Raw genomic sequence first — 22,865 nt, 5'->3', positions numbered from 1 at the left:
CGCCCTGCACACCCTGCACACAAGCATTTGTGCAGGATTGTGCAGGGCGTTTTGCGTGATCCTGGGTTAATTTAGCTTCCTAACGATGCGACCATTGCATCCTAAAGGCCCGATGCAGACGCCTGCGTGCGCCGGCATAAGAGAGCCCGATCAGCCTGAGCCAGTCTGCGACAACCGAACCGTCAACCCGGCGGCAGATTGCTCGACCCCATAACTCGATCACTATGCGGGCGTGCCCATGATTACCCTGAAACTCAATGGAAAAGACCATCAACTGGATGTGACCGAGGACATGCCGCTGCTGTGGGCTATCCGGGATGTGGCCGGTTACAACGGCACCAAATTCGGCTGCGGCATGGGCCTGTGTGGCGCCTGCACCATCCACATCGACGGCGCCCCGGCGCGCAGTTGCATTACGCCAATCGGTTCTGTGAATGGGCAAAGTGTCAGCACCATCGACGAACTTCATGTCGATCCGGTTGGGCAAATCGTCCAGAAGGCCTGGCTCGACACGGCGGTGGCCCAGTGCGGTTACTGCCAGGGCGGGCAGATCATGTCGGCGACCGCCTTGCTCAAGACCAACCCCAACCCGAGTGATGAGCAGATCGAAGAAGCCATGGTCGGCAACATCTGCCGTTGCGGCACCTACAACCGGATCAAGACCGCGATCCGCCAGGCCTCCACTCACCTGAAGGAGGCCAAGGCATGAGCCGCTTGCCCAATGATTTTGTCCTGAGCAACCTCAGCCGTCGCGGCTTCCTCAAAGGCGCGAGTGCCACCGGTGTGCTGGTGCTGGCGGCCACGTGGGGCCTGCCGGAGGCCTTTGCCGAGGAAAAGAAATTCGGTGCCGAGGGCATGCCCCATGGCGCGGTCGACGACCCGAAGGTGTACGTCAGCATTGCCGCCGATGGCAGCGTGACCGTGATCTGCAACCGTTCGGAAATGGGCCAGGGTGTGCGCACCAGCCTGAGCATGGTCGTGGCCGATGAGCTGGAGGCCGACTGGGCGCGTGTGAAGGTGCAACAGGCGCCGGCCGATGAGGCGCGCTTCGGCAACCAGGACACCGACGGCTCGCGCAGCATGCGTCATTGGTACGAGCCGATGCGCCGTTGCGGTGCCGCTGCGCGGACCATGCTGGAACTGGCCGCCGCTGCGCAGTGGAAGGTGCCAGTGAGTGAATGCCATGCCCAACTGCACAAAGTGCTGCACCAGCCTTCGGGGCGTGAACTGGGCTATGGCGAATTGGCCGCTGCTGCCAGTGCCTTGCCGGTACCGGGGCGTGACAGCCTGCGCCTCAAGTCGCCATCGGAGTTCCGCTACATCGGCAAGGAGGCGAGCCGGGCCATCGATGGCGCGGACATCGTCAATGGCCGTGCTGTGTTTGGTGCTGATGTGCATTTCGACGGCATGCTCTATGCCGTCATCGCGCGTCCGCCGGTCTATGGTGGCAAGGTCAAGAGCGTGGACAGCAGCGCGGCGCTGAAAGTACCGGGTGTGGTCAAGGTGGTGCAGATCGAAGGGCGCCCGCTGCCCTCGGAATTCCAGCCGTTGGGCGGCGTGGCGGTGGTGGCGAAGAACACCTGGGCGGCGATCAAGGGCCGCGAAGCACTGAAAATCCAATGGGACGACGGCCCGAATGCCGGTTATGACTCCATTGCCTATCGCAAGGAGTTGGAAGCGGCGGCCCTCAAGCCCGGAAAAGTCGTGCGCAGCAGCGGCGATCTCGACGACGCGCTGGCCAAGGCTGATTCGACGTTGGAAGCATCGTATTACCTGCCGCACCTGTCCCAATCACCGATGGAACCGATGGTTGCCGTTGCCCGGTTCAAGGACGGCCAATGCGAGGCCTGGGCACCGAGCCAGGCCCCGCAGGTAACCCGTGAACGTGTCGCTGAACGCCTGGGCATTCCTTTCGAGAAGGTCACGGTGAACATCACGTTGCTGGGCGGCGGTTTCGGACGCAAGTCAAAACCCGATTTTGTCGTCGAAGCGGCCGTGCTCGCCAAGGTGTTTCCCGGCCAGGCAGTACGGGTGCAATGGACCCGCGAGGACGACATCCATCACTCGTATTTCCACACGGTATCGGCCGAATACCTCAAGGCCGGCCTGAACCAGGACGGTATGCCGTCCGGCTGGTTGCACCGCACCGTAGCGCCGAGCATCACCGCACTGTTTGCGCCGGGCATGACCCACGAGGCGCCGTTCGAAATAGGCATGGGCGTGACCAACATGGCCTACGCCGTCCCGAACCTGCGCCTGGAGAATCCCGAAGCGGTGGCCCATGCCCGGGTGGGCTGGTATCGCTCGGTGTCGAACATCCCCCATGGTTTCGCGATCCAGAGTTTCATCGACGAATTGGCCCACAAGGCCGGCCAGGATCCGCTGAAGTACCAGGTCAAATTGCTCGGGCCGGACCGTAAGATTGATCCGCGTACCTTGAGCGAAGAATGGAACTATGGCGAATCCCCCGAGCGTTATCCGATTGATACCGCGCGGATTCGCATGGTGCTGGAAACCGCTGCCAAGGCCGCCGGTTGGGGGCGGGAGCTGCCCAAGGGCCGTGGCCTGGGGTTGGCGGTGCACTACAGCTTCGTCACTTACGTGGCGGCGGTGATCGAAGTGGAGGTCAAGGACGACGGCACGGTGATCGTGCACAAGGCGGACATCGCCGTGGATTGCGGTCCGCAGATCAACCCAGAGCGCATCCGTTCCCAGTTCGAGGGCGCCTGCGTCATGGGCCTGGGCAATGCCATGGTAGGCGAAATCAGCTTCAAGGACGGCAAGGTGCAGCAGGACAATTTCCATATGTACGAAGTGGCGCGCATGTTCCTGGCGCCCAAGGAAGTGGCGGTGCATCTGGTCACGCCGCCGGGTGAGGTGCCGTTGGGCGGTGTCGGCGAGCCGGGCGTGCCGCCGATTGCGCCTGCGCTGTGCAACGCGATTTTCGCCGCCACTGGCAAGCGTATTCGTAGCCTGCCTGTGCGCTATCAGCTGCAGGGCTGGCAGCAGGCGAAGGCCTGATGGACAGCGTTGATCTGAACGTCCTGCGCAGCGTGCTCGAGTGGCGCCGCGCCGGGCAGCGGGTGGTGCTGTTCACTGTGGTCCAGACCTGGGGCACCGCGCCAAGGCCGCCGGGGGCGATGCTGGCCCTGCGCGAAGATGGCGCGGTGATTGGTTCGGTGTCGGGCGGTTGTGTCGAGGATGACCTGATCGCCCGGCTGCACGACGGTCGCATTCCGGCGGACGGTCCGCCGGTGCAACTGATCACCTATGGCGTCACCCGCGAAGAAGCGGCGCGCTTCGGCCTGCCGTGCGGCGGCACCCTGCGCCTGACCGAAGAGCGGGTGGGCGATCCACACTGGGTTGCGCAATTGCTGGAACGTTGCGAAGCCCATGAGATTGTTGCCCGTGAGCTGACAGTGACCAGCGGCAACGTGGTCCTGACCCCCGCCAGCAAGACCGACGCCCTGGTGTTCGATGGGCAGGTCCTGCGGGCCATATACGGTCCACGTTGGCGGCTGCTGCTGATCGGCGCCGGGCAACTGTCGCGCTACGTGGCGGAAATGGCCCGGTTGCTGGATTTCGAAGTGTTGATCTGCGATCCGCGCAAGGAGTTTGTCTACGGTTGGGAAGAGCAGCATGGCCGCTTCGTCTCGGGGATGCCCGACGAAGCGGTGCTGAGCATCCAGACCGACGAGCGCACCGCCATTGTGGCCTTGACCCATGACCCACGCCTGGACGACATGGCGCTGCTCACGGCCCTGGACTCCAGGGCTTTTTATGTCGGTGCCCTGGGCTCGCGAGTCAACAGCCAGAAGCGCCGGGATAACCTGGCTCAGCTAGGCTTGTCAGCAGAGGCCATTGAACGCTTGCATGGACCCATCGGCTTGCACATTGGCAGCCACACCCCGGCGGAAATCGCCTTGTCGCTGCTGGCCGAAATCGTGGCCATCAAGAATGGCGTTGAACTGCGGCAGAAAAAGTCGCTGTAAGCCGTGGGCGAGGAGGGCGTATGAGTGAGTCGATTGGCGTGATCATTCTGGCGGCCGGATCGGGCAGCCGTTTCCGCCGTATTGCAGGTCCGGACAAGGATAAATTGCTGGCTGATTGCACAGGGCGTGACGGTGCCGTGCGGTCGGTGATCGAGCAGGTGCTGGTGAATCTGCCTGCCTCCCTGGAAAAGCGCGTGCTGGTGACGAGCAGGGACCGGCCGCAAGCCGTTCGCATGGCCCAGGCCTATGGCTGCGATTTCGTGGAACTGGACTCGCCCGGCCTGGGCGACAGCATTGCCGTAGGCGTCCAGGCCTGCCCGGACCTTGATGGCTGGCTGATGGTGTTGGGCGACATGCCCTTCATCCTGCCGTCGAGCATCGAACAGGTGGTGGCGGGGATCCGTGCGGACGGCATCAGCGTGCCGGTCCTTGCAGGGGAGTACGGGCATCCGGTGGGATTCGGTCGTGGGTTTGGGCCGAAACTGATGGCATTGACCGGCGATCGAGGGGCCAAGGTATTGTTTGCCGGGGCGCAAGTGGTCGAAGTTCCGGTGGATGACCCAGGCGTGACGTGGGATGTCGATGTGCCAGAGGCACTGGCCTTCAAATAACAAACGACGCAGAACCCTGTGGCAGCGAGCTGGCATTCAACACTGATGCAAGCTGACCCGACGCCTTCGCGAGCAAGTCCGCTCCCACATTGGATCTTCGGTGGTGCATAAATCTTGTACCCGACCCAGGGCGCCCTGTGGGAGCGAGCTTGCTCGCGATAGCGGCCTGGCATTCATCATTGATGCAAGCTGATCCGGCGCCATCGCGAGCAAGCTCGGCTTCCACATTGGATCTTCAGTGTATATAAGACTTGTGTCCGGCCCCGGCTCCCACATTGGATTTTCAGTTGGCATAAGTCTTGTGCCTGGGCTCAGATCCACTGTGGATAAGTATGAAGGCATAAAAAAGCCCCGCCTGGCATGACCAGGCGGGGCTTTTTACTGGGCGGTGGAATCAGGCGTGAGGTTTAGGCTCGTGCTCTTTTTCCAGGGCTTCAGTGTGACGCGGCGCGACTTCTTCAGCGGTGTGCTGAGGTTCGTCGAATGTCGGAGTCGATTCAGTCGGGGTCTCGGCGACCGGGGCAGGGGCTGCCTCGGCGACTTCTTCCACGGCTGGAGCTGGCTCGGCAGCAGGCGCTTGAGCGGCAGCTTGTTCGGCTTCCTTCTGCAGACGCTCGGCTTCACGCTTGCGACGACGCACTTCACGCGGATCGTTCGGCGCGCGGCCATTCGCGGTCAAGGCGCTGGCAGGTTCTGGCTCTTCAACCTGGGCAGGTACTTCGACAACCACGGGTGCCTCGACCACTGGAGCAGGCTCGACCACTTCAGGCTCGACCGCTTTCACGGGCTCTGGTGTCGGTTCTGGCTCGACAACAGGTGCCGGTGCAGCTGGCTCGGCGGTCCAGTTGAACGCAGTCTGCTCCTCGCGGGCAGGCTCTGGGGCCTTTTCCTCGGTCGGTGCTTCGAAGGCCGGCTCAGCGGCTACCACTGGCTGCTCGACGACCGGTGCAGGCTCGGCGACCACTTCAGTTTCAGCAACCTGGGCTTCACGGGCTGGGGCGACTTCCACTTCTGGCGAAGCAGTGGCTTCTACCGGGGTAGTGGCTTCGACCACAGGCGCTTCAACCGGCGCGCTTTCCACCGCCGCGGTAGCGCGTTCGGCTTGTTCGTGAGCCTGGGCTTCGGCCGGGGCGCTGATTGCGCTGCTGGCAACGGCCGCAGTCACGGCCAGGCCGGCGGCCAGGTCCGCAGCGCTTGGCGCTTCGGCGTTCTCGGTGGACTCGGACTCTTCCGAACCTTCGATCACGTTGCCGTTGGCGTCGCGCTGACGCTCACGACGGTTGCTGCGACGACGCTGGCCACGGGAGCGGCGGCGTGGACGATCGCCTTCGGCGGTGTCCTGGCCGTCTTCCTGCAACTGCTCTTCGGTGCTCAGTACTTCTTCTTCGCTGGCAGCGGCGGCTGCCTGCTCGGCGCGTGGCTGGCGCTCTTCACGTGGTGGACGCGGTGCACGTTCTTCACGAGGCTGGCGGGCCGGACGCTCTTCAGCGGTGGCAGTGGCAGTGGCAGTGGCGGTGGCGGCAGCAGCAGCCGGGGCGGCATCCAGTGGCTCGCGCAGTTCGCGAACACGTTCTTCACGCTCGCCACGTGGCTTGCGATCTTCACGCGGTGCGCGCGGCTGACGTTCTTCACGCGGCGGACGTGGTGCACGTTCTTCGCGGGCTACGGCTGGCGCTTCCTCACGGGCTTCGCGCGGCTGACGCTCTTCACGCGGCTCACGTGGCGCACGTTCTTCACGCGGTGCACGTTCTTCGCGAGGTTTGCGTTCTTCGTCGCGACGACCGTTGCGGTTGCGGGTCTGCTGGCGACCGTTACGGCGTTCTTCGTTGCGGGCAGGGCGCTCGGTGGTGGCAGGCTTGGCGACGACAGCCGGGGCAGCAGGTTCTTCCTTGGTGGCGAACAGGCTGACCAGCGACTTCACCAGGCCTTTGAACAGGCTTGGCTCTGGTGCAGCGGCCGGGGCGGCAACCGGAGCGGCCACTTCGGTCGGAACCGGAGCGTTGGCGCGGGCCGGAGCGGTCTTGACCGCGGCTTCCTGGCGAACCAGGGTACGAGTGGCGGCGGCGGCCGGCTGGACTTCTTCCACTTCGGCAGCGGCAGCAGCGATTTCGTAGCTGGACTGGTTGGTGTGGGCTTCCGGGCTGTCATCGCGCAGGCGCTGCACTTCGAAGTGCGGCGTCTCGAGGTGATCGTTCGGCAGGATGACGATACGGGCACGGGTGCGCAGTTCGATCTTGGTGATCGAGTTGCGTTTTTCGTTGAGCAAGAACGCGGCCACCGGGATCGGCACCTGGGCGCGAACTTCGGCGGTGCGGTCTTTCAGGGCTTCTTCTTCGATCAGGCGCAGGATCGCCAGGGACAGCGACTCGACGTCACGGATGATGCCAGTGCCGTTGCAACGCGGGCACACGATGCCGCTGCTTTCGCCCAGGGATGGACGCAGGCGCTGACGGGACATTTCCAGCAGGCCGAAGCGCGAGATGCGACCGACCTGTACGCGGGCACGGTCGGCTTCCAGGCATTCACGGACCTTTTCTTCCACGGCGCGCTGGTTCTTGGCCGGCGTCATGTCGATGAAGTCGATGACGATCAGGCCGCCGATGTCGCGCAAGCGCAACTGACGGGCAATTTCTTCGGCCGCTTCAAGGTTGGTCTGCAGGGCGGTTTCTTCGATGTCGCTGCCTTTGGTGGCGCGGGCCGAGTTGATGTCGATGGACACCAGGGCTTCGGTCGGGTCGATGACGATGGAGCCGCCGGACGGCAGTTCGACGACGCGCTGGAAGGCGGTCTCGATCTGGCTTTCGATCTGGAAACGGTTGAACAGCGGAACGCTGTCTTCGTAGAGCTTGATCTTGCTGGCGTACTGCGGCATCACCTGGCGAATGAAGGTCAGGGCTTCGTCCTGGGCTTCGACGCTGTCGATCAGCACTTCGCCGATGTCCTGGCGCAGGTAATCGCGGATGGCGCGGATGATCACGTTGCTTTCCTGGTAGATCAGGAACGGCGCGGAGCGATCCAGCGAGGCTTCTTTGATGGCGGTCCACAGTTGCAGCAGGTAGTCGAGGTCCCACTGCATTTCTTCGCTGCTGCGGCCCAGGCCGGCAGTGCGCACGATCAGGCCCATGTCAGCCGGGGCAACCAGGCCGTTCAGGGCTTCACGCAGTTCGTTGCGCTCTTCGCCTTCGATGCGGCGGGAGATGCCACCGGCGCGAGGGTTGTTCGGCATCAGGACCAGGTAACGGCCGGCCAGGCTGATGAAAGTGGTCAGGGCGGCGCCCTTGTTGCCACGTTCTTCTTTTTCGACCTGAACGATGACTTCCTGGCCTTCGCTCAGGACGTCCTTGATGTTGACGCGGCCTTCAGGGGCCTTCTTGAAGTATTCGCGGGAGATTTCTTTGAGGGGCAGGAAGCCGTGGCGCTCGGAGCCGAAATCGACAAAGGCAGCCTCAAGGCTTGGTTCGATGCGAGTAATCCGGCCTTTATAGATGTTGGCCTTCTTCTGCTCGCGTGCACCGGATTCGATATCCAGGTCGTAGAGGCGCTGGCCGTCTACCAGTGCAACACGCAACTCTTCGGGTTGAGTTGCGTTAATCAGCATTCTTTTCATGTAGTACCGTCGGTTTCCGGGCTGCCGGAAACGGCGTTCGGCACACACGACTTCTCACGGTCGGTGTCAGGTGCGTCCTGGAGATGGCAAGGCCACTCCAGTGTCCAGCGAGTTCGACCCAATGATGGCGAAGTCGCGACGGACGCGTCCTGCTTGCTGGTACTCAAGCACTCAGTCAGGAGGAGGAATCAACCGGCGCCTGTGGACGAGATGAAGCGTCTAAATATAAGCCTAGTGCTACACAGTCCGACGGTTGTACATCTCCACCCTACACGTATCCCTGATAATTCGGGTGCTGCCGCGCGCAGAATCCGCAGCGGGTTGGCATTTACCGTGAGCTCCGGAAGGGGAGGTCACGCATCATGGCTAATTTAGGCGTTGTTTCCGAAGCATTCGCTCGGGGTCGTCCGCAGCTGACTGCACTTTGTGAACTGGCCGTGAATGTGGCGCGCAAGGCGAGTCAAAACTCTGCTTTGCGGCGTATTTCAGGCCTCATGTCACCTGCGCTCGTTACACCTGAAAACTCTACCGTTACGTAGCGAAAGCCCCGTAGGACGGCCTCTCGTCCTCGTGAATTGCGTTGGTCAGGGCCGGTTTTTGACCGTTAGTCCACTGGCCAGCCACTTTTGGCGGCGTTCGCGACTATAGCAGCAATGATTAAGTGCTTCAATTCCATAAAAAATTGTTATGATCGCCGCCATGACAACTACTGCCCCTTCGACCCCTGGCGTTCAACTGCTCGAGGTCTCGCCGGAATATGCCGGCCAACGAATCGATAACTTCCTGCTGGCCCGGCTCAAAGGCGTGCCCAAGACCTTGATCTACCGCATTTTGCGCAAAGGCGAAGTGCGGGTGAACAAAGGTCGGATCAAGCCCGAGTACAAGCTCCAGGCCGGTGACATCGTGCGCGTGCCGCCGGTTCGCGTGCCCGAGCGCGATGAGCCGGTGCCCCTGGCCCAGGGTCTGCTGCAACGCCTTGAAGCCTCGATTATCTATGAAGACAAAGCCCTGATCGTGATCAACAAGCCCGCGGGCATTGCGGTTCACGGCGGCAGCGGCCTGAATTTCGGTGTGATCGAAGCCTTTCGTCAGTTGCGTCCGGACGCCAAGGAGCTGGAGCTGGTCCATCGCCTCGACCGCGACACCTCCGGCCTGCTGATGATCGCCAAGAAACGCAGCATGTTGCGCCACCTGCACGAGCAATTGCGCGGCGACGGCATCGACAAGCGCTACATGGCGCTGGTGCGTGGCCGCTGGGAAACCTCCATCAAGCAAGTCCGTGCGCCGTTGCTCAAGAGCAACCTGCGTTCCGGCGAACGCATGGTCGAAGTCAACGAGGAGGGCAAGGAGGCGCTGACGGTGTTCAAGGTGCTGCGCCGCTTCGACGACTTCGCCACCCTGGTCGAGGCCAAGCCCGTGACCGGGCGTACTCACCAGATCCGTGTCCACACCTTGCATGCCGGGCATTGCATTGCCGGCGACAGCAAATACGGCGATGACGATTTCACCAAGGAAATCCGCGATCTGGGCGGTAAGCGCCTGTTTCTCCATGCTTACATGCTGACTGTGCCACTGCCCGATGGTGGCGAGCTGAAATTGCAGGCCCCGGTGGATGACATGTGGGCCAAGACCGTGGAGCGGTTGAGTGCATCCTGACTACAAACTGCTGATTTTCGATTGGGACGGCACTCTGGCCAACTCCATTGGTCGGATCGTGGAGGCGATGCATGTCGCCTCGGACCGCATGGCGTTTGCCCGGTGCGACGACTTGGCAGTGAAGGGCATCATCGGTCTCGGGTTGCCAGAAGCCATTCGCAGCCTGTATCCGGAAATTGACGACAATAAGCTGGTGGTTTTTCGCCAGCATTACGCTGATCACTACATCGCACTGGACGCCGAGCCTTCACCGTTGTTCGATGGCGTGGCGGGTACGCTGGAGGCTCTGCGTACCGAGGGCTATCACCTGGCTGTCGCGACCGGCAAGGCTCGTCGCGGGCTGGATCGAGTGCTCAAGTCCCATGGTTGGGAGGATTATTTCGATATCACCCGTGCTGCGGACGAAACCGCCAGCAAGCCGCACCCGTTGATGCTCGAGCAGATCCTGGCGCACTGCAACGTGCGACCGGAGCAGGCGCTGATGGTGGGGGATTCGTCTTTCGACCTGCAGATGGCGCACAACGCCGGCATGGGGTCGGTGGCGGTCAGCTACGGCGCTCAACCGATCGAGGCGCTACGGGCATTCGAGCCGCGACTGGCCATTGATCATTTTCCTGAGTTGCACGCCTGGCTGAGCCAGCGGGCTCTTTAAGTTTTGCTGGGGATTCGCGCATGACCGATGAATGGAAAGCACCTGTCAAGGCGAGCGCCGAGAGCGGGGATGACAAAAGCTGGAAGCTGTTGGAGAAAACCTTGCTCGCCAGCGTGCAGGAACAGCGTCGCTCCCGTCGCTGGGGTATTTTCTTCAAGTTGCTGACCTTTACTTATCTCTTTGTTGCGTTGGCGTTGTTCACGCCGCTGATGGACATGGAGAAAAGCGCTGTCGCCGGCTCGGCGTACACCGCCTTGATCAATATCGAGGGCATGATCGCCGACAAAGAGCCTGCCAGCGCCGACAACATTGTCGGTAGCCTGCGGGCTGCTTTCGAGGACTCGAAGGTCAAGGGCGTGGTGCTGCGCATCAACAGTCCCGGTGGTAGCCCGGTGCAATCGGGATACGTTTACGACGAGATCGTGCGGTTGCGCGCATTGCACCCGGATATCAAGGTGTATGCGGTCATTTCCGATCTCGGTGCTTCCGGTGCCTATTACATTGCCAGTGCGGCGGACCAGATCTATGCCGACAAGGCCAGCCTGGTGGGTTCCATTGGTGTGACAGCGGCCGGCTATGGCTTTGTCGGGACCATGGAGAAGCTGGGCGTGGAGCGTCGGGTGTATACCTCCGGCGAGCATAAATCCTTCCTTGATCCGTTCCAGCCGCAAAAGCCTGAAGAAACCGCTTTTTGGCAGAGCGTGCTCGACACCACTCACAAGCAATTCATTGCCAGCGTCAAGAAAGGTCGGGGCGAGCGCCTGAAGGACAAGGAGCATCCTGAGTTGTTCTCCGGGCTGGTCTGGTCGGGGGAGCAGGCGTTGCCGCTGGGCCTGATCGACGGCTTGGGCAGTGCCAGTTCGGTGGCGCGGGATGTGATTGGTCAGAAGGATCTGGTGAACTTCACGATCGAAGAGTCGCCGTTCGATCGCTTCTCGAAAAAGCTGGGGGCAAGCATCGCCGAGCATCTGGCGATGTGGATGGGCTTCCAGGGGCCTGCGTTGCGCTGATCGTATTGGGAGCTTCAATGCAGGGGGCGGCTGGTGCTGGCCCTTGTGGCGAGGGAGCTTGCTCCCGCTGGGCTGCGAAGCGGCCCCAAATTTTTGCGGTCGCTGCGCAACCGAGCGGGAGCAAGCTCCCTCGCCACGGATGATTCTCAGGTCAGGGAATCTGCACGCCCTCGGCCAGCAACATATCCACAAGACGAATCAGCGGCAGGCCGATCAGGCTGGTGGCGTCTGGCCCTTCGGTGCTCTGGAACAGGCTCACGCCAAGTCCTTCGGCCTTGAAGCTGCCGGCGCAGTCGTAAGGCTGCTCGGCCCGCAGGTAGCGTTCGACGCGCTCTGGGTCCAGGGTGCGCATGGTGACGGTAAACGGAATGCAGTCGACCTGACAGGCGCCGGTCTGGCTGTTGAGCAGTGCCAGGCCGGTCAGGAACGTGACCTTGGTACCGCTGGCAGCCAGCAGTTGCTCGCGAGCGTTCTCGAAGGTGTGAGGCTTGCCCAGGATGCGTTCGCCGAGCACGGCGACCTGGTCTGAACCGATGATCAGGTGTGCCGGGTGGCTGTCGGCCAGTGCCAGGGCTTTTTCCCGGGCCAGGCGCTTGACCAGTTCAAGGGCGAGCTCGCCGGGGCGATGGCTTTCGTCGATGTCGGGTGAGCAGCAGACGAACGGCAGTCCCAGGCGGGCAAGCAATTCCCGGCGATAGACCGAGCTTGAGGCAAGTAATAAAGGCAGCATGGGCGGCTCCAAAAGGCAGGTGCGAATTCTAGCGAGGCGCGCAAGTGACGGACAGGGCTGAATTTCCTTTGACATGGCCGGGGGCATCCCTATAATGCTGCGCCTATGTTGAATGACCCGATTCCACCTCACGTTGACCCGCGCAAATTGGCTGACCGTGGCACCACCCTTCAAGGTGAACTGCTGCTGGCCAATTTGAAGAGACTCTGCGACCCGCTTTCCGACGATGTCGGTACGGTCCAGGCCAAATTCGTTTTTGAACGAGATGAACGTAAATCTGTGGTAATCCACAGTTTTATCGACACTGAAGTCAAAATGGTTTGCCAGCGTTGTCTTGAGCTGGTCACCCTGCCGATCCACAGCGAATGCAGTTACGCCGTGGTGAAGGAGGGTGCGAATACCCAGTCGTTGCCGAAAGGTTATGACGTGCTGGAACTGGGCGAAGATCCATTGGATCTGCAGTCACTGATCGAGGAGGAGCTTCTGCTCGCCTTGCCCATTGTGCCTGCTCATCATCCGGAAGAATGCCAGCAGCCGGCGGGAGCAGATGAGCCCGAACCGAGCGAGGACGAGGTAACGCGGTCCAACCCGTTCAGTGTATTGGCGCAGTTAAAGCGTGACCCAAACGTTTAGGAGTTAATCAATTATGGCTGTTCAGCAGAACAAAAAATCCCGCTCTGCCCGTGACATGCGCCGTTCGCACGACGCTCTCGAGGCTAGCACCCTGTCCGTAGAAAAAACCACTGGTGAAGTTCACCTGCGTCACCACGTATCGCCAGAAGGCGTATACCGTGGCCGTAAAGTGATCGACAAGGGCGCTGACGAGTAATCACTTGTCCGCTCAAGTCATCGCGATTGACGCAATGGGCGGGGACTTCGGTCCCCGCAGCATTGTTCAGGCCAGCCTTGCTTGTCTGAATGCTACGCCCTCGCTGCACCTGACCCTCGTCGGTCAACCCTCCCTCCTGGAAGAAATGCTCAGCGGCCAATCGGCTGTCGATCGTGCGCGGCTGACGATTGTTCCGGCGTCCGAAATCATCACCATGGACGAAAAGCCGGCCCAGGCCCTGCGCGGCAAACCTGACGCCTCGATGCGGGTAGCCCTTGAGCTGCTGCGCGATGGCAAGGTCCAGGCATGCGTCAGCGCTGGCAATACCGGTGCGCTGATGGCGCTGTCGCGCTACGTACTCAAGACCTTGCCGGGTATCGACCGGCCCGCGATGGTGGCGGCGATCCCGACCCAGCGTGGGTTTTGCCAGTTGCTCGACCTGGGGGCCAACGTCGATTGCAGTGCCGAGCATTTGCTGCAATTTGCGGTGATGGGCTCGGTCGCGGCAGAAACCCTGGGCATCGTGCGTCCTCGTGTGGCGTTGTTGAACATCGGCACTGAAGACATCAAGGGCAACCAGCAGGTCAAGCTGGCGGCCACGCTGCTGCAGGGCGCGCGCGGCATCAACTACATCGGCTTCGTCGAAGGCGATGGCTTGTACCGTGGCGAGGCCGATGTGGTGGTGTGCGATGGCTTCGTTGGCAATATCCTGCTCAAGTCCAGCGAAGGCCTGGCGACCATGATCGGCCAGCGCATCGAGGCCTTGTTCAAGCAAAGCTTCGCCTCGCGGGCAGTCGGCGCACTGGCGCTGCCATTGATGCGTCGGTTGCAGGCCGACCTGGCACCGGCGCGGCACAACGGTGCGAGTTTCCTCGGGTTGCAGGGGATCGTGATCAAGAGCCACGGTTCGGCGGGCGTGCAGGGTTTCCAGAGCGCGATCAACCGGGCGGTGATCGAGATCCAGGAAAACCTGCCGGAGCGCCTGCACGGTCGCCTCGAGGATTTGTTAACTTAGGCGTTTTCGTCCGACAATGCTTAAATGTGACCGGTCGGTTCAAGCCGCCATCCAACTTTCAGTTTGCTAACGCCCCCAGGGGCGTCAATTTTTGACGACAAGATCATTAGGGGCTTTGTTTTCATGTCTGCTTCCCTCGCATTCGTCTTTCCAGGACAGGGCTCGCAGTCCCTCGGCATGCTGGCCGAGTTGGGCGCGCAATACCCGCTGATCCTCGAAACATTCAAAGAAGCTTCCGATGCGCTCGGCTATGACCTCTGGGCGCTGACCCAGCAAGGGCCGGAAGAGCGCCTCAATCAAACCGATAAAACCCAACCAGCCATCCTGACCGCCTCGATCGCATTGTGGCGCCTGTGGCTGGCTGAAGGCGGCGCGCGTCCGGCATTCGTCGCCGGTCACAGCCTGGGCGAATACAGCGCCCTTGTAGCCGCTGGCAGCCTGAGCCTGGGCGACGCGGTGAAACTGGTGGAGCGTCGTGGCCAGTTGATGCAGGAAGCGGTTCCGGCCGGGCAGGGCGGCATGGCCGCGATCCTCGGCCTGGAAGACGCCGATGTGCTGGCCGCCTGTGCCGAAGCGGCGCAAGGCGATGTGGTCAGTGCGGTGAACTTCAACTCCCCGGGCCAAGTGGTCATCGCCGGCGCCAAGGCTGCTGTCGAGCGCGCCATCGAGGGCTGCAAGGCCCGTGGTGCCAAGCGCGCCATGCCACTGCCGGTCAGCGTGCCGTCGCACTGCGAGCTGATGCGTCCGGCTGCCGAGCGCTTTGCCGAATCCATTGCCGCCATCGACTGGAAGGCCCCGCAGATCCCTGTGGTGCAGAACGTCAGCGCCAACGTGGCGCCGGATCTCGAGACCCTCAAGCGTGATCTGCTGGAGCAACTCTACAAGCCGGTTCGCTGGGTCGAATCGGTGCAGGCCCTGGCGGCCAAGGGCGCGACCGAGCTGGTCGAATGCGGCCCTGGCAAAGTGCTGGCAGGCCTGAACAAACGCTGCGCCGAAGGCGTGTCGACTTCCAACCTCAACACCCCAGACGCCTTCGCTGCCGCCCGTGCAGCGCAGGCCTGAACAGGAGAAGCTTGCATGAGTCTGCAAGGTAAAGTTGCACTGGTGACCGGTGCAAGCCGCGGCATCGGCCAGGCCATCGCCCTGGAACTGGGTCGTCAAGGCGCCATCGTTATCGGCACCGCGACTTCCGCTTCGGGCGCCGAGCGTATCGCTGCGACCCTGAAGGAAAACGGCATCCAAGGCACCGGTCTTGAGCTGAACGTCACTAGCGACGAATCCGTTGCGGCGGTGCTGGCAAGCATTCAGGAGCAGTTCGGTGCGCCGGCGATCCTGGTCAATAATGCCGGTATCACCCGCGATAACCTGATGATGCGCATGAAAGATGACGAATGGTTCGATGTCGTCGACACCAACCTGAACAGTCTGTACCGGCTGTCCAAGGGCGTTTTGCGTGGCATGACCAAGGCTCGCTGGGGTCGAATTATCAGTATCGGTTCGGTTGTGGGTGCCATGGGCAACGCAGGCCAAGTAAACTATGCTGCGGCGAAGGCCGGTCTGGAAGGTTTCAGCCGTGCGCTGGCGCGTGAAGTGGGTTCGCGCTCGATTACGGTAAACTCGGTTGCACCGGGTTTCATCGACACCGACATGACCCGTGAACTGCCAGAAGCACAGCGTGAAGCCTTGTTGACGCAGATTCCCCTGGGTCGTCTGGGGCAAGCTCAAGAAATCGCGTCCGTGGTCGCTTTTCTTGCGTCGGACGGTGCGGCATACGTGACCGGGGCTACAATCCCGGTAAACGGCGGGATGTACATGAGTTAAATGTGACGGATTGCTTCAAAAAAATGTCATACGAGCTGTCTAAAATCCGTTATAAAGCTGCAATCAATTTATAGACGGCGGGCCGCAGGGTTTGAGGAGTGAAGCTTTCGGTTGAAAAACCGAAAAGTTCTTCTATACACTTACCCACCGGCCAGCTGCCTGAATTTGTCCATTAGGAGTGAAAACAAGGTATGAGCACCATCGAAGAGCGCGTCAAGAAAATCGTTGCCGAGCAACTGGGCGTTAAAGAAGAAGAAGTTGTGAACACCGCTTCCTTCGTTGAAGACCTGGGTGCCGACTCCCTTGACACTGTTGAGCTGGTGATGGCTCTGGAAGAGGAATTCGAGACCGAGATTCCTGACGAAGAAGCTGAGAAGATCACTACTGTACAAGCTGCTATCGACTACGTTACCAGCCACCAGGCGTAATCGTTTTTAGTCGTCGCTAGCTGTCATGGAAAAACCGCACTGCCATCACGGCGTGCGGTTTTTTCTTTAGGCCTGATGCAAAGTCGTCATTAGAAAAAGGAGAGTGCTGTGTCGCGTAGACGCGTCGTAGTCACCGGTATGGGTATGTTGTCGCCACTGGGCACGGATGTGCCGAGCAGTTGGCAGGGCATTCTGGCTGGCCGCAGTGGCATTGGTCTGATCGAACACACCGACCTTTCTGCCTATTCCACCCGTTTTGGCGGCTCGGTAAAGGGCTTCAATGTCGAGGAATACCTGTCGGTCAAGGAAGCTCGCAAGCTTGACCTGTTCATTCAATACGGCTTGGCAGCCGGTTTCCAGGCAGTGCGCAACGCCGGGCTGGAAGTCACCGACGCCAACCGTGAACGCATCGGCGTGGCCATGGGTTCGGGTATTGGCGGCTTGACCAATATCGAAGAAACCAGCCGCACGCTGCACGAATCGGGGCCGCGACGGATTTCTCCGTTCTTCGTGCCGGGCTCGATCATCAACATGATTTCCGGTTTTCTGTCCATCCACCTGGGTGCCCAGGGACCTAACTACGCCATTGCCACGGCGTGCACCACCGGTACCCACTGCATCGGCATGGCCGCGCGCAACATCATGTACGACGAAGCCGACGTGATGATTGCCGGTGGCGCCGAGATGGCGGCTTGCGGCCTGGGCATGGGTGGCTTTGGTGCTTCCCGTGCGCTGTCGACCCGCAACGACGAGCCGGCCCGCGCGAGCCGGCCGTGGGACAAGGGCCGCGATGGCTTCGTGCTGTCCGACGGTGCCGGTGCGCTGGTGCTCGAGGAGCTGGAGCACGCCAAGGCGCGCGGCGCGACCATCTACGCTGAATTGATCGGCTTTGGCACCAGTGGCGATGCGTACCACATGACGTCGCCACCGGCCGATGGCGCCGGTGCTGCCCGTTGCATCGCCAACGCCCTGCGTGATGCAAAGCTCAACGGCGAGCAGGTGCAGTACATCAACGCCCACGGCACTTCGACCCCGGCCGGCGACCTGGCCGAAGCCCAGGCGATCAAGACCGTGTTCGGCGAACACGCCTACAAGCTGGCGGTCAGCTCGACCAAGTCCATGACCGGTCACCTGCTGGGTGCGGCTGGGGCGGTGGAAGCGATCTTCAGCGTCCTGGCGATCAACAGCCAGACAGCGCCGCCGACCATCAACCTCGATGAGCCGGACGAAGGCTGCGACCTGGACTTCGTGCCGCACACTGCCCGTAGCATGGACATCGATGTGGTGCTGTCCAACTCCTTCGGCTTTGGCGGGACCAACGGTTCGCTGGTGTTCCGCCGGTTCGCCGGTTGATGGAAAGCTGGGTCGACGGTCAGCCGGCCGACGTCCTGTCGCTGAAAGATCGCGGCCTGGCTTACGGCGATGGGTTGTTCGAGACCCTCGCCGTGCACGATGGCGCGCCAGTGTTGCTGGAGCGTCACCTGCAACGCCTGGAAACCGGTTGCCGGCGGTTGGCGTTCAATGTCGACATGAGCGCGTTGAGCACCGAGTTGAATGCCTATGCCCGCTGCCTGGGCGCCGGCGTACTGAAGCTGATCGTGACCCGTGGCGACAGTCTGCGCGGTTATGCCGCAGATCCCTCGACCCCGGCCCGACGCATCCTGCAAGGGAGCCCACCCGCCGCTTATCCCGCCGCCCATGCCGAACAAGGCGTTCTGCTGTTTCCCTGCAGCGTGCGGTTGTCCGAGCAGCCCTTGCTCGCCGGCCTCAAGCATCTCAATCGCCTGGAACAAGTGCTGGCCCGTGCCGAATGGAACGATGGGCAGTACGCCGAAGGCTTGATGCTGGATACGTCCGGACGGGTGATCGAAGGTGTGTTCAGCAACCTGTTCCTGGTGCGCGATGGCGTGTTGTTCACGGCGGACCTGAGCCGTTGCGGCGTGGCCGGCGTGATGCGTGCAGAATTATTGTTTCAAGCCAAGTCCCTGGGCATCGCCACGCAAATCACGGACATCAGTCTCGAACAGCTGCACCAGGCTGATGAAGTCTTCGTCTGCAACAGCGTTTATGGCGTGTGGCCGGTACGCGGATGCAGTTCGGCGCGCTGGTCGGTTGGCCCGCTCACCCGTAAACTGCAAACCCTTGCCCGTGCGCTATTGGATGTTTGATTCGTGAGACGTAAATTCTTGCTGCTGCTGGAGACCGGACTGGTTCTGGCAGGGCTGTTGTTGGGCGCTTCGGCCTGGAAGATTCATTCGGCGCTGCAACAGCCGCTGAACATCACCCAGGAAGAATTGCTGGACGTGCCCAACGGGACCACCCCGACCGGAACCCTCAAGCGCCTCGAAGCCGATGGCCTGATCAAGGACGCCTTCTGGCTGCGGATCTATTGGCGCTTCAATCTTGCCGACCAGCCACTGCATTCCGGTGAATATCGGATGGTGCCGGGCATGACCATGGAGGGCCTGATCGGCGTCTGGAAACGCGGCGAAGTGGTGCAGTACAGCGTGACGCTGGTGGAGGGCTGGAATTTCCGTCAGGTGCGCGCCGCGCTGACCAAGGATGAAAAGCTCCAGCAGACCCTCACCGGCTTGAGCGACGCCCAGGTCATGGACCGTCTTGGTCACTCCGGGATATTTCCCGAAGGCCGGTTTTTCCCCGACACCTATCGCTTCGTGCGCGGCACCTCGGATGTCGACCTGCTGCAAAAAGCCTACGACCGCTTGGAAGACGTGCTCGCCAAGGAGTGGGCACTGCGTGCCGCCGATGTGCCTTACACCCAGCCGTATCAAGCGCTGATCATGGCGTCGTTGGTGGAGAAGGAAACCGGCGTACCCCAGGAACGCGGGCAGATTGCCGGCGTCTTTGTTCGGCGCATGCGCCTGGGCATGCTGCTGCAGACCGATCCCACGGTGATCTATGGCCTGGGCGAGCGCTACACCGGCAAACTCACCCGCGCCCATCTGAAAGAAGAAAACCCCTATAACACCTACCTGATCCCGGGCTTGCCGCCGACGCCGATTGCGATGGTGGGGCGCGAAGCGATTCATGCGGCATTGAACCCGGCGTCGGGCAATAGCCTTTACTTCGTCGCGCGCGGTGATGGCAGCCACGTGTTTTCCGATGACCTGGAGTCGCACAACAACGCGGTGCGCGAATTCCAACTCAAGCGCCGTGCCGATTACCGCTCCAGTCCGGCCCCGGCAACACCGGACGAGCAGGCACCCATTCCCGCGGCATCACCCGAAACGGCGCCGGAAGCCGTGCCCCAGGTGCCGCCCCAAGTGCCTGCTCCCGAACCGGATGCCAGCGAGCCGCCGAGCCCGCAATGACTTTGATTAAGGATCGCCTGTGACTGGCTTGTTTATAACGCTGGAAGGCCCGGAAGGCGCCGGCAAGAGCACTAACCGCGAATACCTGGCCGAACGCCTGCGGGCTGCCGGCATCGAGGTGGTGTTGACCCGCGAGCCGGGCGGTACGCCGCTGGCCGAGCGAATTCGCGAGGTGCTGCTGGCTCCCATTGAAGAGGTCATGAACCCCGACACCGAGCTGTTGCTGGTGTTCGCGGCCAGGGCACAGCATCTGGCCGAGGTGATTCGCCCGGCGCTGGCCCGTGGCGCCGTTGTGCTCTGCGATCGTTTTACCGATTCGACCTATGCCTACCAGGGCGGCGGCCGGGGCTTGTCCGTGGAGCGCATCGCCGCGTTGGAAACCTTCGTCCAGGGTGACCTGCGACCAGACCTGACCCTGGTGTTCGACCTGCCGGTGGAAATCGGCCTGGCCCGCGCCAGTGCCCGTGGTCGCCTGGATCGTTTCGAGCTTGAGGGCCAGGCTTTCTTCAATGCCGTGCGCAGTGCCTTTCTGAGTCGCGCCAAGGCCGATCCGGCACGTTACCTGCTGATCGATGCCGCGCAACCGCTGACCCAGGTCCAGCAGTCCCTGGACGGCTTGCTGCCGCGTTTGCTGGAGCGTGTCCGTGGCTGAAGCCTATCCCTGGCAAGACAGCCTCTGGCAGCAACTGGCCGGTCGTGCCCAGCATGCCCATGCCTATCTGTTGCACGGCCCGGCCGGCATCGGCAAGCGGGCACTGGCCGAGCGCCTGATGGCCAGCCTGCTGTGCCAGCGCCCGGGTGTCTCGAATGCCTGCGGCGAGTGCAAGTCCTGCCTGCTGCTCAAGGCGGGCAGCCATCCCGATAATTACGTGCTGGAACCGGAAGAAGCGGACAAGGCGATCAAGGTCGACCAGGTTCGGGACTTGGTCAGCTTCGTGGTCCAGACCTCGCAGATGGGCGGGCGCAAGGTGGTGCTGATCGAACCCGTCGAATCGATGAACATCAACGCTGCCAACGCCTTGCTCAAAAGTCTCGAAGAACCTTCTGGCGACACCGTGCTGTTGCTGGTCAGCCACCAGCCGAGTCGCTTGCTGCCGACCATCAAGAGTCGCTGCGTGCAACAGGCCTGCCCGCTGCCGAGCGAGGCGATGAGCTTGCAGTGGCTGGCCCAGGCCTTGCCCGACAGCAGCGACGAAGAGCGTGTCGAGCTGCTGACCCTGGCGGCCGGCTCGCCCCTGGCGGCTGTCAGCCTTCAGGCCCAGGGCGTGCGGGAGCAGCGAGCTTTGGTGGTGGACGGGGTCAAGAAACTCCTCAAGCAGCAGCAATCCCCCACGCAACTGGCCGAGGGTTGGAACGCGATCCCGTTGCTCTTGCTGTTTGACTGGTTCTGCGACTGGTCGAGCCTGATCCTGCGTTACCAATTGACCGAGGACGAGGCTGGCTTGGGGTTGGCGGACATGCGCAAGGTGATCCAGTACCTGGCGCAAAAAAGCAGCCAGGATAAAATCTTGAACATTCAGGACTGGATTCTTGCCCAACGTCAGAAGGTGCTGGGCAAAGCGAACCTCAACCGGGTGCTGTTGCTCGAGGCGCTGTTGGTGCAGTGGGCGAGTTTGCCTGGTCGAAACTGACAGGTACCGCCTAAACTCAGCTCAATCGCAGCGGAGATCAGCATGAACGAACCTGTCAGTCCCGGGCCACGCAACGGCATCCTGTCCCTGACCATCAAGGACAAGTCGGTGCTCTACGCCGCCTACATGCCCTTCATCAAGAACGGCGGCCTGTTCATTCCGACCAACAAGAATTATCGCTTGGGTGATGAAGTGTTCATGCTCTTGAGCCTGATGGATGAGTCGGAAAAGATCCCGGTCGCCGGCAAGGTGATCTGGATAACCCCCAAAGGCGCCCAGGGCAACAGGGCCGCCGGCGTCGGCGTGCAATTCAGCGACGGCGACAATTCCGCCCGCAATCAGATCGAAACCCACTTGGCCGGCTCCCTGAAGTCCGACCGTTCCACTCATACGATGTAGCCCGGCCTTTTATGCTTGTAGATTCCCATTGTCACCTTGACCGTCTCGACCTCGCTGCCCATGGCGGCTCCCTGGATGCTGCGTTGGACGCGGCTCGTGAGCGGGGTGTCGGTCATTTCCTGTGCATCGGCGTCAGCGTCGACAACGCCGCCGACGTCAAGGCCCTGGCCGAACGTTATGCCGATGTCGATTGCTCGGTCGGTGTCCACCCGCTGGATGTCCAGCCCGATGCCGCGCCGGCGCTCGATTGGCTGTTGCGTGAGCTGGACCATCCACGGGTAGTCGCCATCGGCGAAACCGGCCTGGACTATCACTACGAACCGGAAGCTGCCGACGTGCAGCAGGCGTCATTCCGACTGCACCTGGAGGCCGCCCGGCAAACCGGCAAGCCGGTGATCATCCACACCCGTGGCGCCCGGGCCGACACCCTGGCCTTGCTGCGTGACGCCGCGCTGCCCCAGGCCGGGGTGCTGCATTGCTTCACCGAAGACTGGGACATGGCCAAGGCCGCCCTGGACATGGGCTATTACATTTCCTTGTCCGGGATTGTCACGTTCCGCAATGCCGATGCATTACGCGACGTAGCCAGCAAGGTGCCGGCTGATCGGCTGTTGGTGGAGACCGACTCGCCTTACCTGGCGCCCATTCCCTATCGTGGCAAGCCGAACCTTCCGCAATACGTACGGGAAGTGGCAGAGTTCCTGGCGATGCTGCGCGGTGAGTCCTACGAACGGTTTGCCGAGCAGACGACGGAAAATTTTAAGCAATTGTTTCCACTGGCTCACGTGCGTGCGGCGCAAGCCTGAATTCCATGCAAAAAAAACCCGGGTTCTGGGGGGTGAATCCGGGTTAAGACCATTAGGAGTAAAACAAAGGTACGCGGTCCGTTGGTACCTTCATCAGCGCGTCACTTGGGGGAGATGTCGCGCTGACAGTTCAAGTATTGATCAGTATGCCAACCCGTCCAGTCTGGCCGGGGCGGTTTTTAAACAAATTTGGAATACGCTCGCTTCGGATAAGTTCTCACTGTCGCCAAAGCTCGCAGGCGCGGCGCATTGGTGTGGGAAACGGCGAGCCGGGTGTGTACGGTTTTGTGAAGAACAGTGGCCGAGAACGGATGATCCGTGCATTTTTGCGTAAGTTAGGCATAAT

The 22,865-nt window shown here is 61.6% G+C and carries 22 protein-coding genes; 20 read left to right on the top strand and 2 right to left on the bottom strand.

The genetic code is table 11. The features are described 5' to 3' along the window. The first annotated feature begins 238 nt into the window (after positions 1 to 238). The 4 genes from LOY50_RS20280 to LOY50_RS20265 are packed head-to-tail and all read left to right on the top strand — an operon-like array spanning position 239 to position 4,603. Complete coding sequence (locus LOY50_RS20280; protein ID WP_258689034.1) at positions 239 to 709, top strand: (2Fe-2S)-binding protein; 471 nt, start codon at positions 239 to 241, stop codon at positions 707 to 709. Further along, on the top strand, positions 706 to 3,021 hold the full coding sequence (locus LOY50_RS20275) for a xanthine dehydrogenase family protein molybdopterin-binding subunit (RefSeq protein ID WP_258689033.1): 2,316 nt from the start codon (positions 706 to 708) through the stop codon (positions 3,019 to 3,021). Before LOY50_RS20280 ends, LOY50_RS20275 begins: the two co-directional genes overlap by 4 nt. Continuing rightward, positions 3,021 to 3,992, top strand: coding sequence for an XdhC family protein (locus LOY50_RS20270; RefSeq protein WP_258689032.1), 972 nt, complete (start codon positions 3,021 to 3,023; stop codon positions 3,990 to 3,992). Before LOY50_RS20275 ends, LOY50_RS20270 begins: the two co-directional genes overlap by 1 nt. A gap of 20 nt (positions 3,993 to 4,012) precedes the next feature. After that, the gene (locus tag LOY50_RS20265) at positions 4,013 to 4,603 is read left to right on the top strand and encodes a nucleotidyltransferase family protein (RefSeq protein WP_258689031.1); all 591 of its coding nucleotides are present in this window, start codon (positions 4,013 to 4,015) and stop codon (positions 4,601 to 4,603) included. Positions 4,604 to 4,997: 394 nt separating this feature from the next. Here the strand turns inward: LOY50_RS20265 and rne are convergent, their stop codons facing one another. Next, positions 4,998 to 8,210 (bottom strand): ribonuclease E, encoded by a 3,213-nt coding sequence (gene rne / locus LOY50_RS20260; protein WP_258689029.1) that lies wholly within the window; start codon positions 8,208 to 8,210, stop codon positions 4,998 to 5,000. 699 nt (positions 8,211 to 8,909) lie between these two features. Here rne and rluC point away from each other — a divergent pair. From rluC to sppA, 3 genes are read left to right on the top strand one after another with little or no spacing between them, the layout of a single operon-like run. Beyond that, positions 8,910 to 9,866, top strand: a complete 957-nt coding sequence (gene rluC, locus LOY50_RS20255) for a 23S rRNA pseudouridine(955/2504/2580) synthase RluC (RefSeq protein ID WP_258689028.1) — start codon at positions 8,910 to 8,912, stop codon at positions 9,864 to 9,866. Continuing rightward, complete coding sequence (locus LOY50_RS20250; RefSeq protein ID WP_258689026.1) at positions 9,856 to 10,518, top strand: HAD-IA family hydrolase; 663 nt, start codon at positions 9,856 to 9,858, stop codon at positions 10,516 to 10,518. Before rluC ends, LOY50_RS20250 begins: the two co-directional genes overlap by 11 nt. Positions 10,519 to 10,538: 20 nt before the next feature. After that, a complete protein-coding gene (sppA, locus tag LOY50_RS20245) occupies positions 10,539 to 11,528 on the top strand; it encodes a signal peptide peptidase SppA (protein WP_258689025.1) in 990 nt (329 codons plus the stop codon). A gap of 151 nt (positions 11,529 to 11,679) precedes the next feature. Here the strand turns inward: sppA and LOY50_RS20240 are convergent, their stop codons facing one another. Further along, complete coding sequence (locus LOY50_RS20240; RefSeq protein ID WP_258689024.1) at positions 11,680 to 12,258, bottom strand: nucleoside triphosphate pyrophosphatase; 579 nt, start codon at positions 12,256 to 12,258, stop codon at positions 11,680 to 11,682. Positions 12,259 to 12,363: 105 nt separating this feature from the next. On the opposite strand from LOY50_RS20240, the gene LOY50_RS20235 reads away from it, so the two are divergent. The 13 genes from LOY50_RS20235 to LOY50_RS20175 all read left to right on the top strand — a co-directional run bounded on the left by LOY50_RS20235 (position 12,364) and on the right by LOY50_RS20175 (position 22,519). After that, positions 12,364 to 12,891, top strand: coding sequence for a YceD family protein (locus LOY50_RS20235; protein ID WP_018613526.1), 528 nt, complete (start codon positions 12,364 to 12,366; stop codon positions 12,889 to 12,891). A 13-nt stretch (positions 12,892 to 12,904) separates the two neighbouring features. Further along, on the top strand, positions 12,905 to 13,087 hold the full coding sequence (gene rpmF, locus LOY50_RS20230; protein WP_003179396.1) for a 50S ribosomal protein L32: 183 nt from the start codon (positions 12,905 to 12,907) through the stop codon (positions 13,085 to 13,087). 4 nt (positions 13,088 to 13,091) lie between these two features. After that, on the top strand, positions 13,092 to 14,102 hold the full coding sequence (gene plsX, locus LOY50_RS20225) for a phosphate acyltransferase PlsX (protein ID WP_258689023.1): 1,011 nt from the start codon (positions 13,092 to 13,094) through the stop codon (positions 14,100 to 14,102). A 123-nt stretch (positions 14,103 to 14,225) separates the two neighbouring features. Beyond that, positions 14,226 to 15,164, top strand: coding sequence for an ACP S-malonyltransferase (gene fabD, locus LOY50_RS20220; RefSeq protein WP_258689022.1), 939 nt, complete (start codon positions 14,226 to 14,228; stop codon positions 15,162 to 15,164). A 15-nt stretch (positions 15,165 to 15,179) separates the two neighbouring features. Then, positions 15,180 to 15,923, top strand: a complete 744-nt coding sequence (gene fabG / locus LOY50_RS20215) for a 3-oxoacyl-ACP reductase FabG (RefSeq protein ID WP_018613558.1) — start codon at positions 15,180 to 15,182, stop codon at positions 15,921 to 15,923. A 191-nt stretch (positions 15,924 to 16,114) separates the two neighbouring features. After that, the gene (acpP, locus tag LOY50_RS20210) at positions 16,115 to 16,351 is read left to right on the top strand and encodes an acyl carrier protein (protein WP_003175607.1); all 237 of its coding nucleotides are present in this window, start codon (positions 16,115 to 16,117) and stop codon (positions 16,349 to 16,351) included. Between the two features lie 108 nt (positions 16,352 to 16,459). Next, positions 16,460 to 17,704: a beta-ketoacyl-ACP synthase II gene (gene fabF, locus LOY50_RS20205; protein ID WP_018613569.1), complete on the top strand. Its 1,245-nt coding sequence runs from the start codon at positions 16,460 to 16,462 to the stop codon at positions 17,702 to 17,704. After that, a complete protein-coding gene (gene pabC, locus LOY50_RS20200) occupies positions 17,704 to 18,519 on the top strand; it encodes an aminodeoxychorismate lyase (protein ID WP_258689020.1) in 816 nt (271 codons plus the stop codon). Before fabF ends, pabC begins: the two co-directional genes overlap by 1 nt. Positions 18,520 to 18,522: 3 nt before the next feature. Continuing rightward, positions 18,523 to 19,683 (top strand): endolytic transglycosylase MltG, encoded by a 1,161-nt coding sequence (gene mltG / locus LOY50_RS20195; protein WP_258689018.1) that lies wholly within the window; start codon positions 18,523 to 18,525, stop codon positions 19,681 to 19,683. Positions 19,684 to 19,702: 19 nt separating this feature from the next. After that, entirely contained in the window at positions 19,703 to 20,335 is a 633-nt protein-coding gene (gene tmk / locus LOY50_RS20190) for a dTMP kinase (RefSeq protein WP_253476830.1), read from the top strand. Further along, the gene (locus tag LOY50_RS20185) at positions 20,328 to 21,314 is read left to right on the top strand and encodes a DNA polymerase III subunit delta' (RefSeq protein ID WP_258689017.1); all 987 of its coding nucleotides are present in this window, start codon (positions 20,328 to 20,330) and stop codon (positions 21,312 to 21,314) included. Before tmk ends, LOY50_RS20185 begins: the two co-directional genes overlap by 8 nt. 42 nt (positions 21,315 to 21,356) lie before the next feature. After that, complete coding sequence (locus LOY50_RS20180) at positions 21,357 to 21,713, top strand: PilZ domain-containing protein (protein ID WP_253476826.1); 357 nt, start codon at positions 21,357 to 21,359, stop codon at positions 21,711 to 21,713. A gap of 11 nt (positions 21,714 to 21,724) precedes the next feature. Beyond that, positions 21,725 to 22,519: a TatD family hydrolase gene (locus tag LOY50_RS20175; protein WP_077505178.1), complete on the top strand. Its 795-nt coding sequence runs from the start codon at positions 21,725 to 21,727 to the stop codon at positions 22,517 to 22,519. Positions 22,520 to 22,865: the final 346 nt, after the last annotated feature.

The sequence above is a fragment of the Pseudomonas sp. B21-010 genome (genome assembly GCF_024749325.1).
Taxonomy (GTDB): domain Bacteria; phylum Pseudomonadota; class Gammaproteobacteria; order Pseudomonadales; family Pseudomonadaceae; genus Aquipseudomonas; species Aquipseudomonas kilonensis.
The sequence above is the reverse complement of the archived record's forward strand: the minus strand, read 5'-3'. Positions and strand labels throughout refer to the sequence as shown.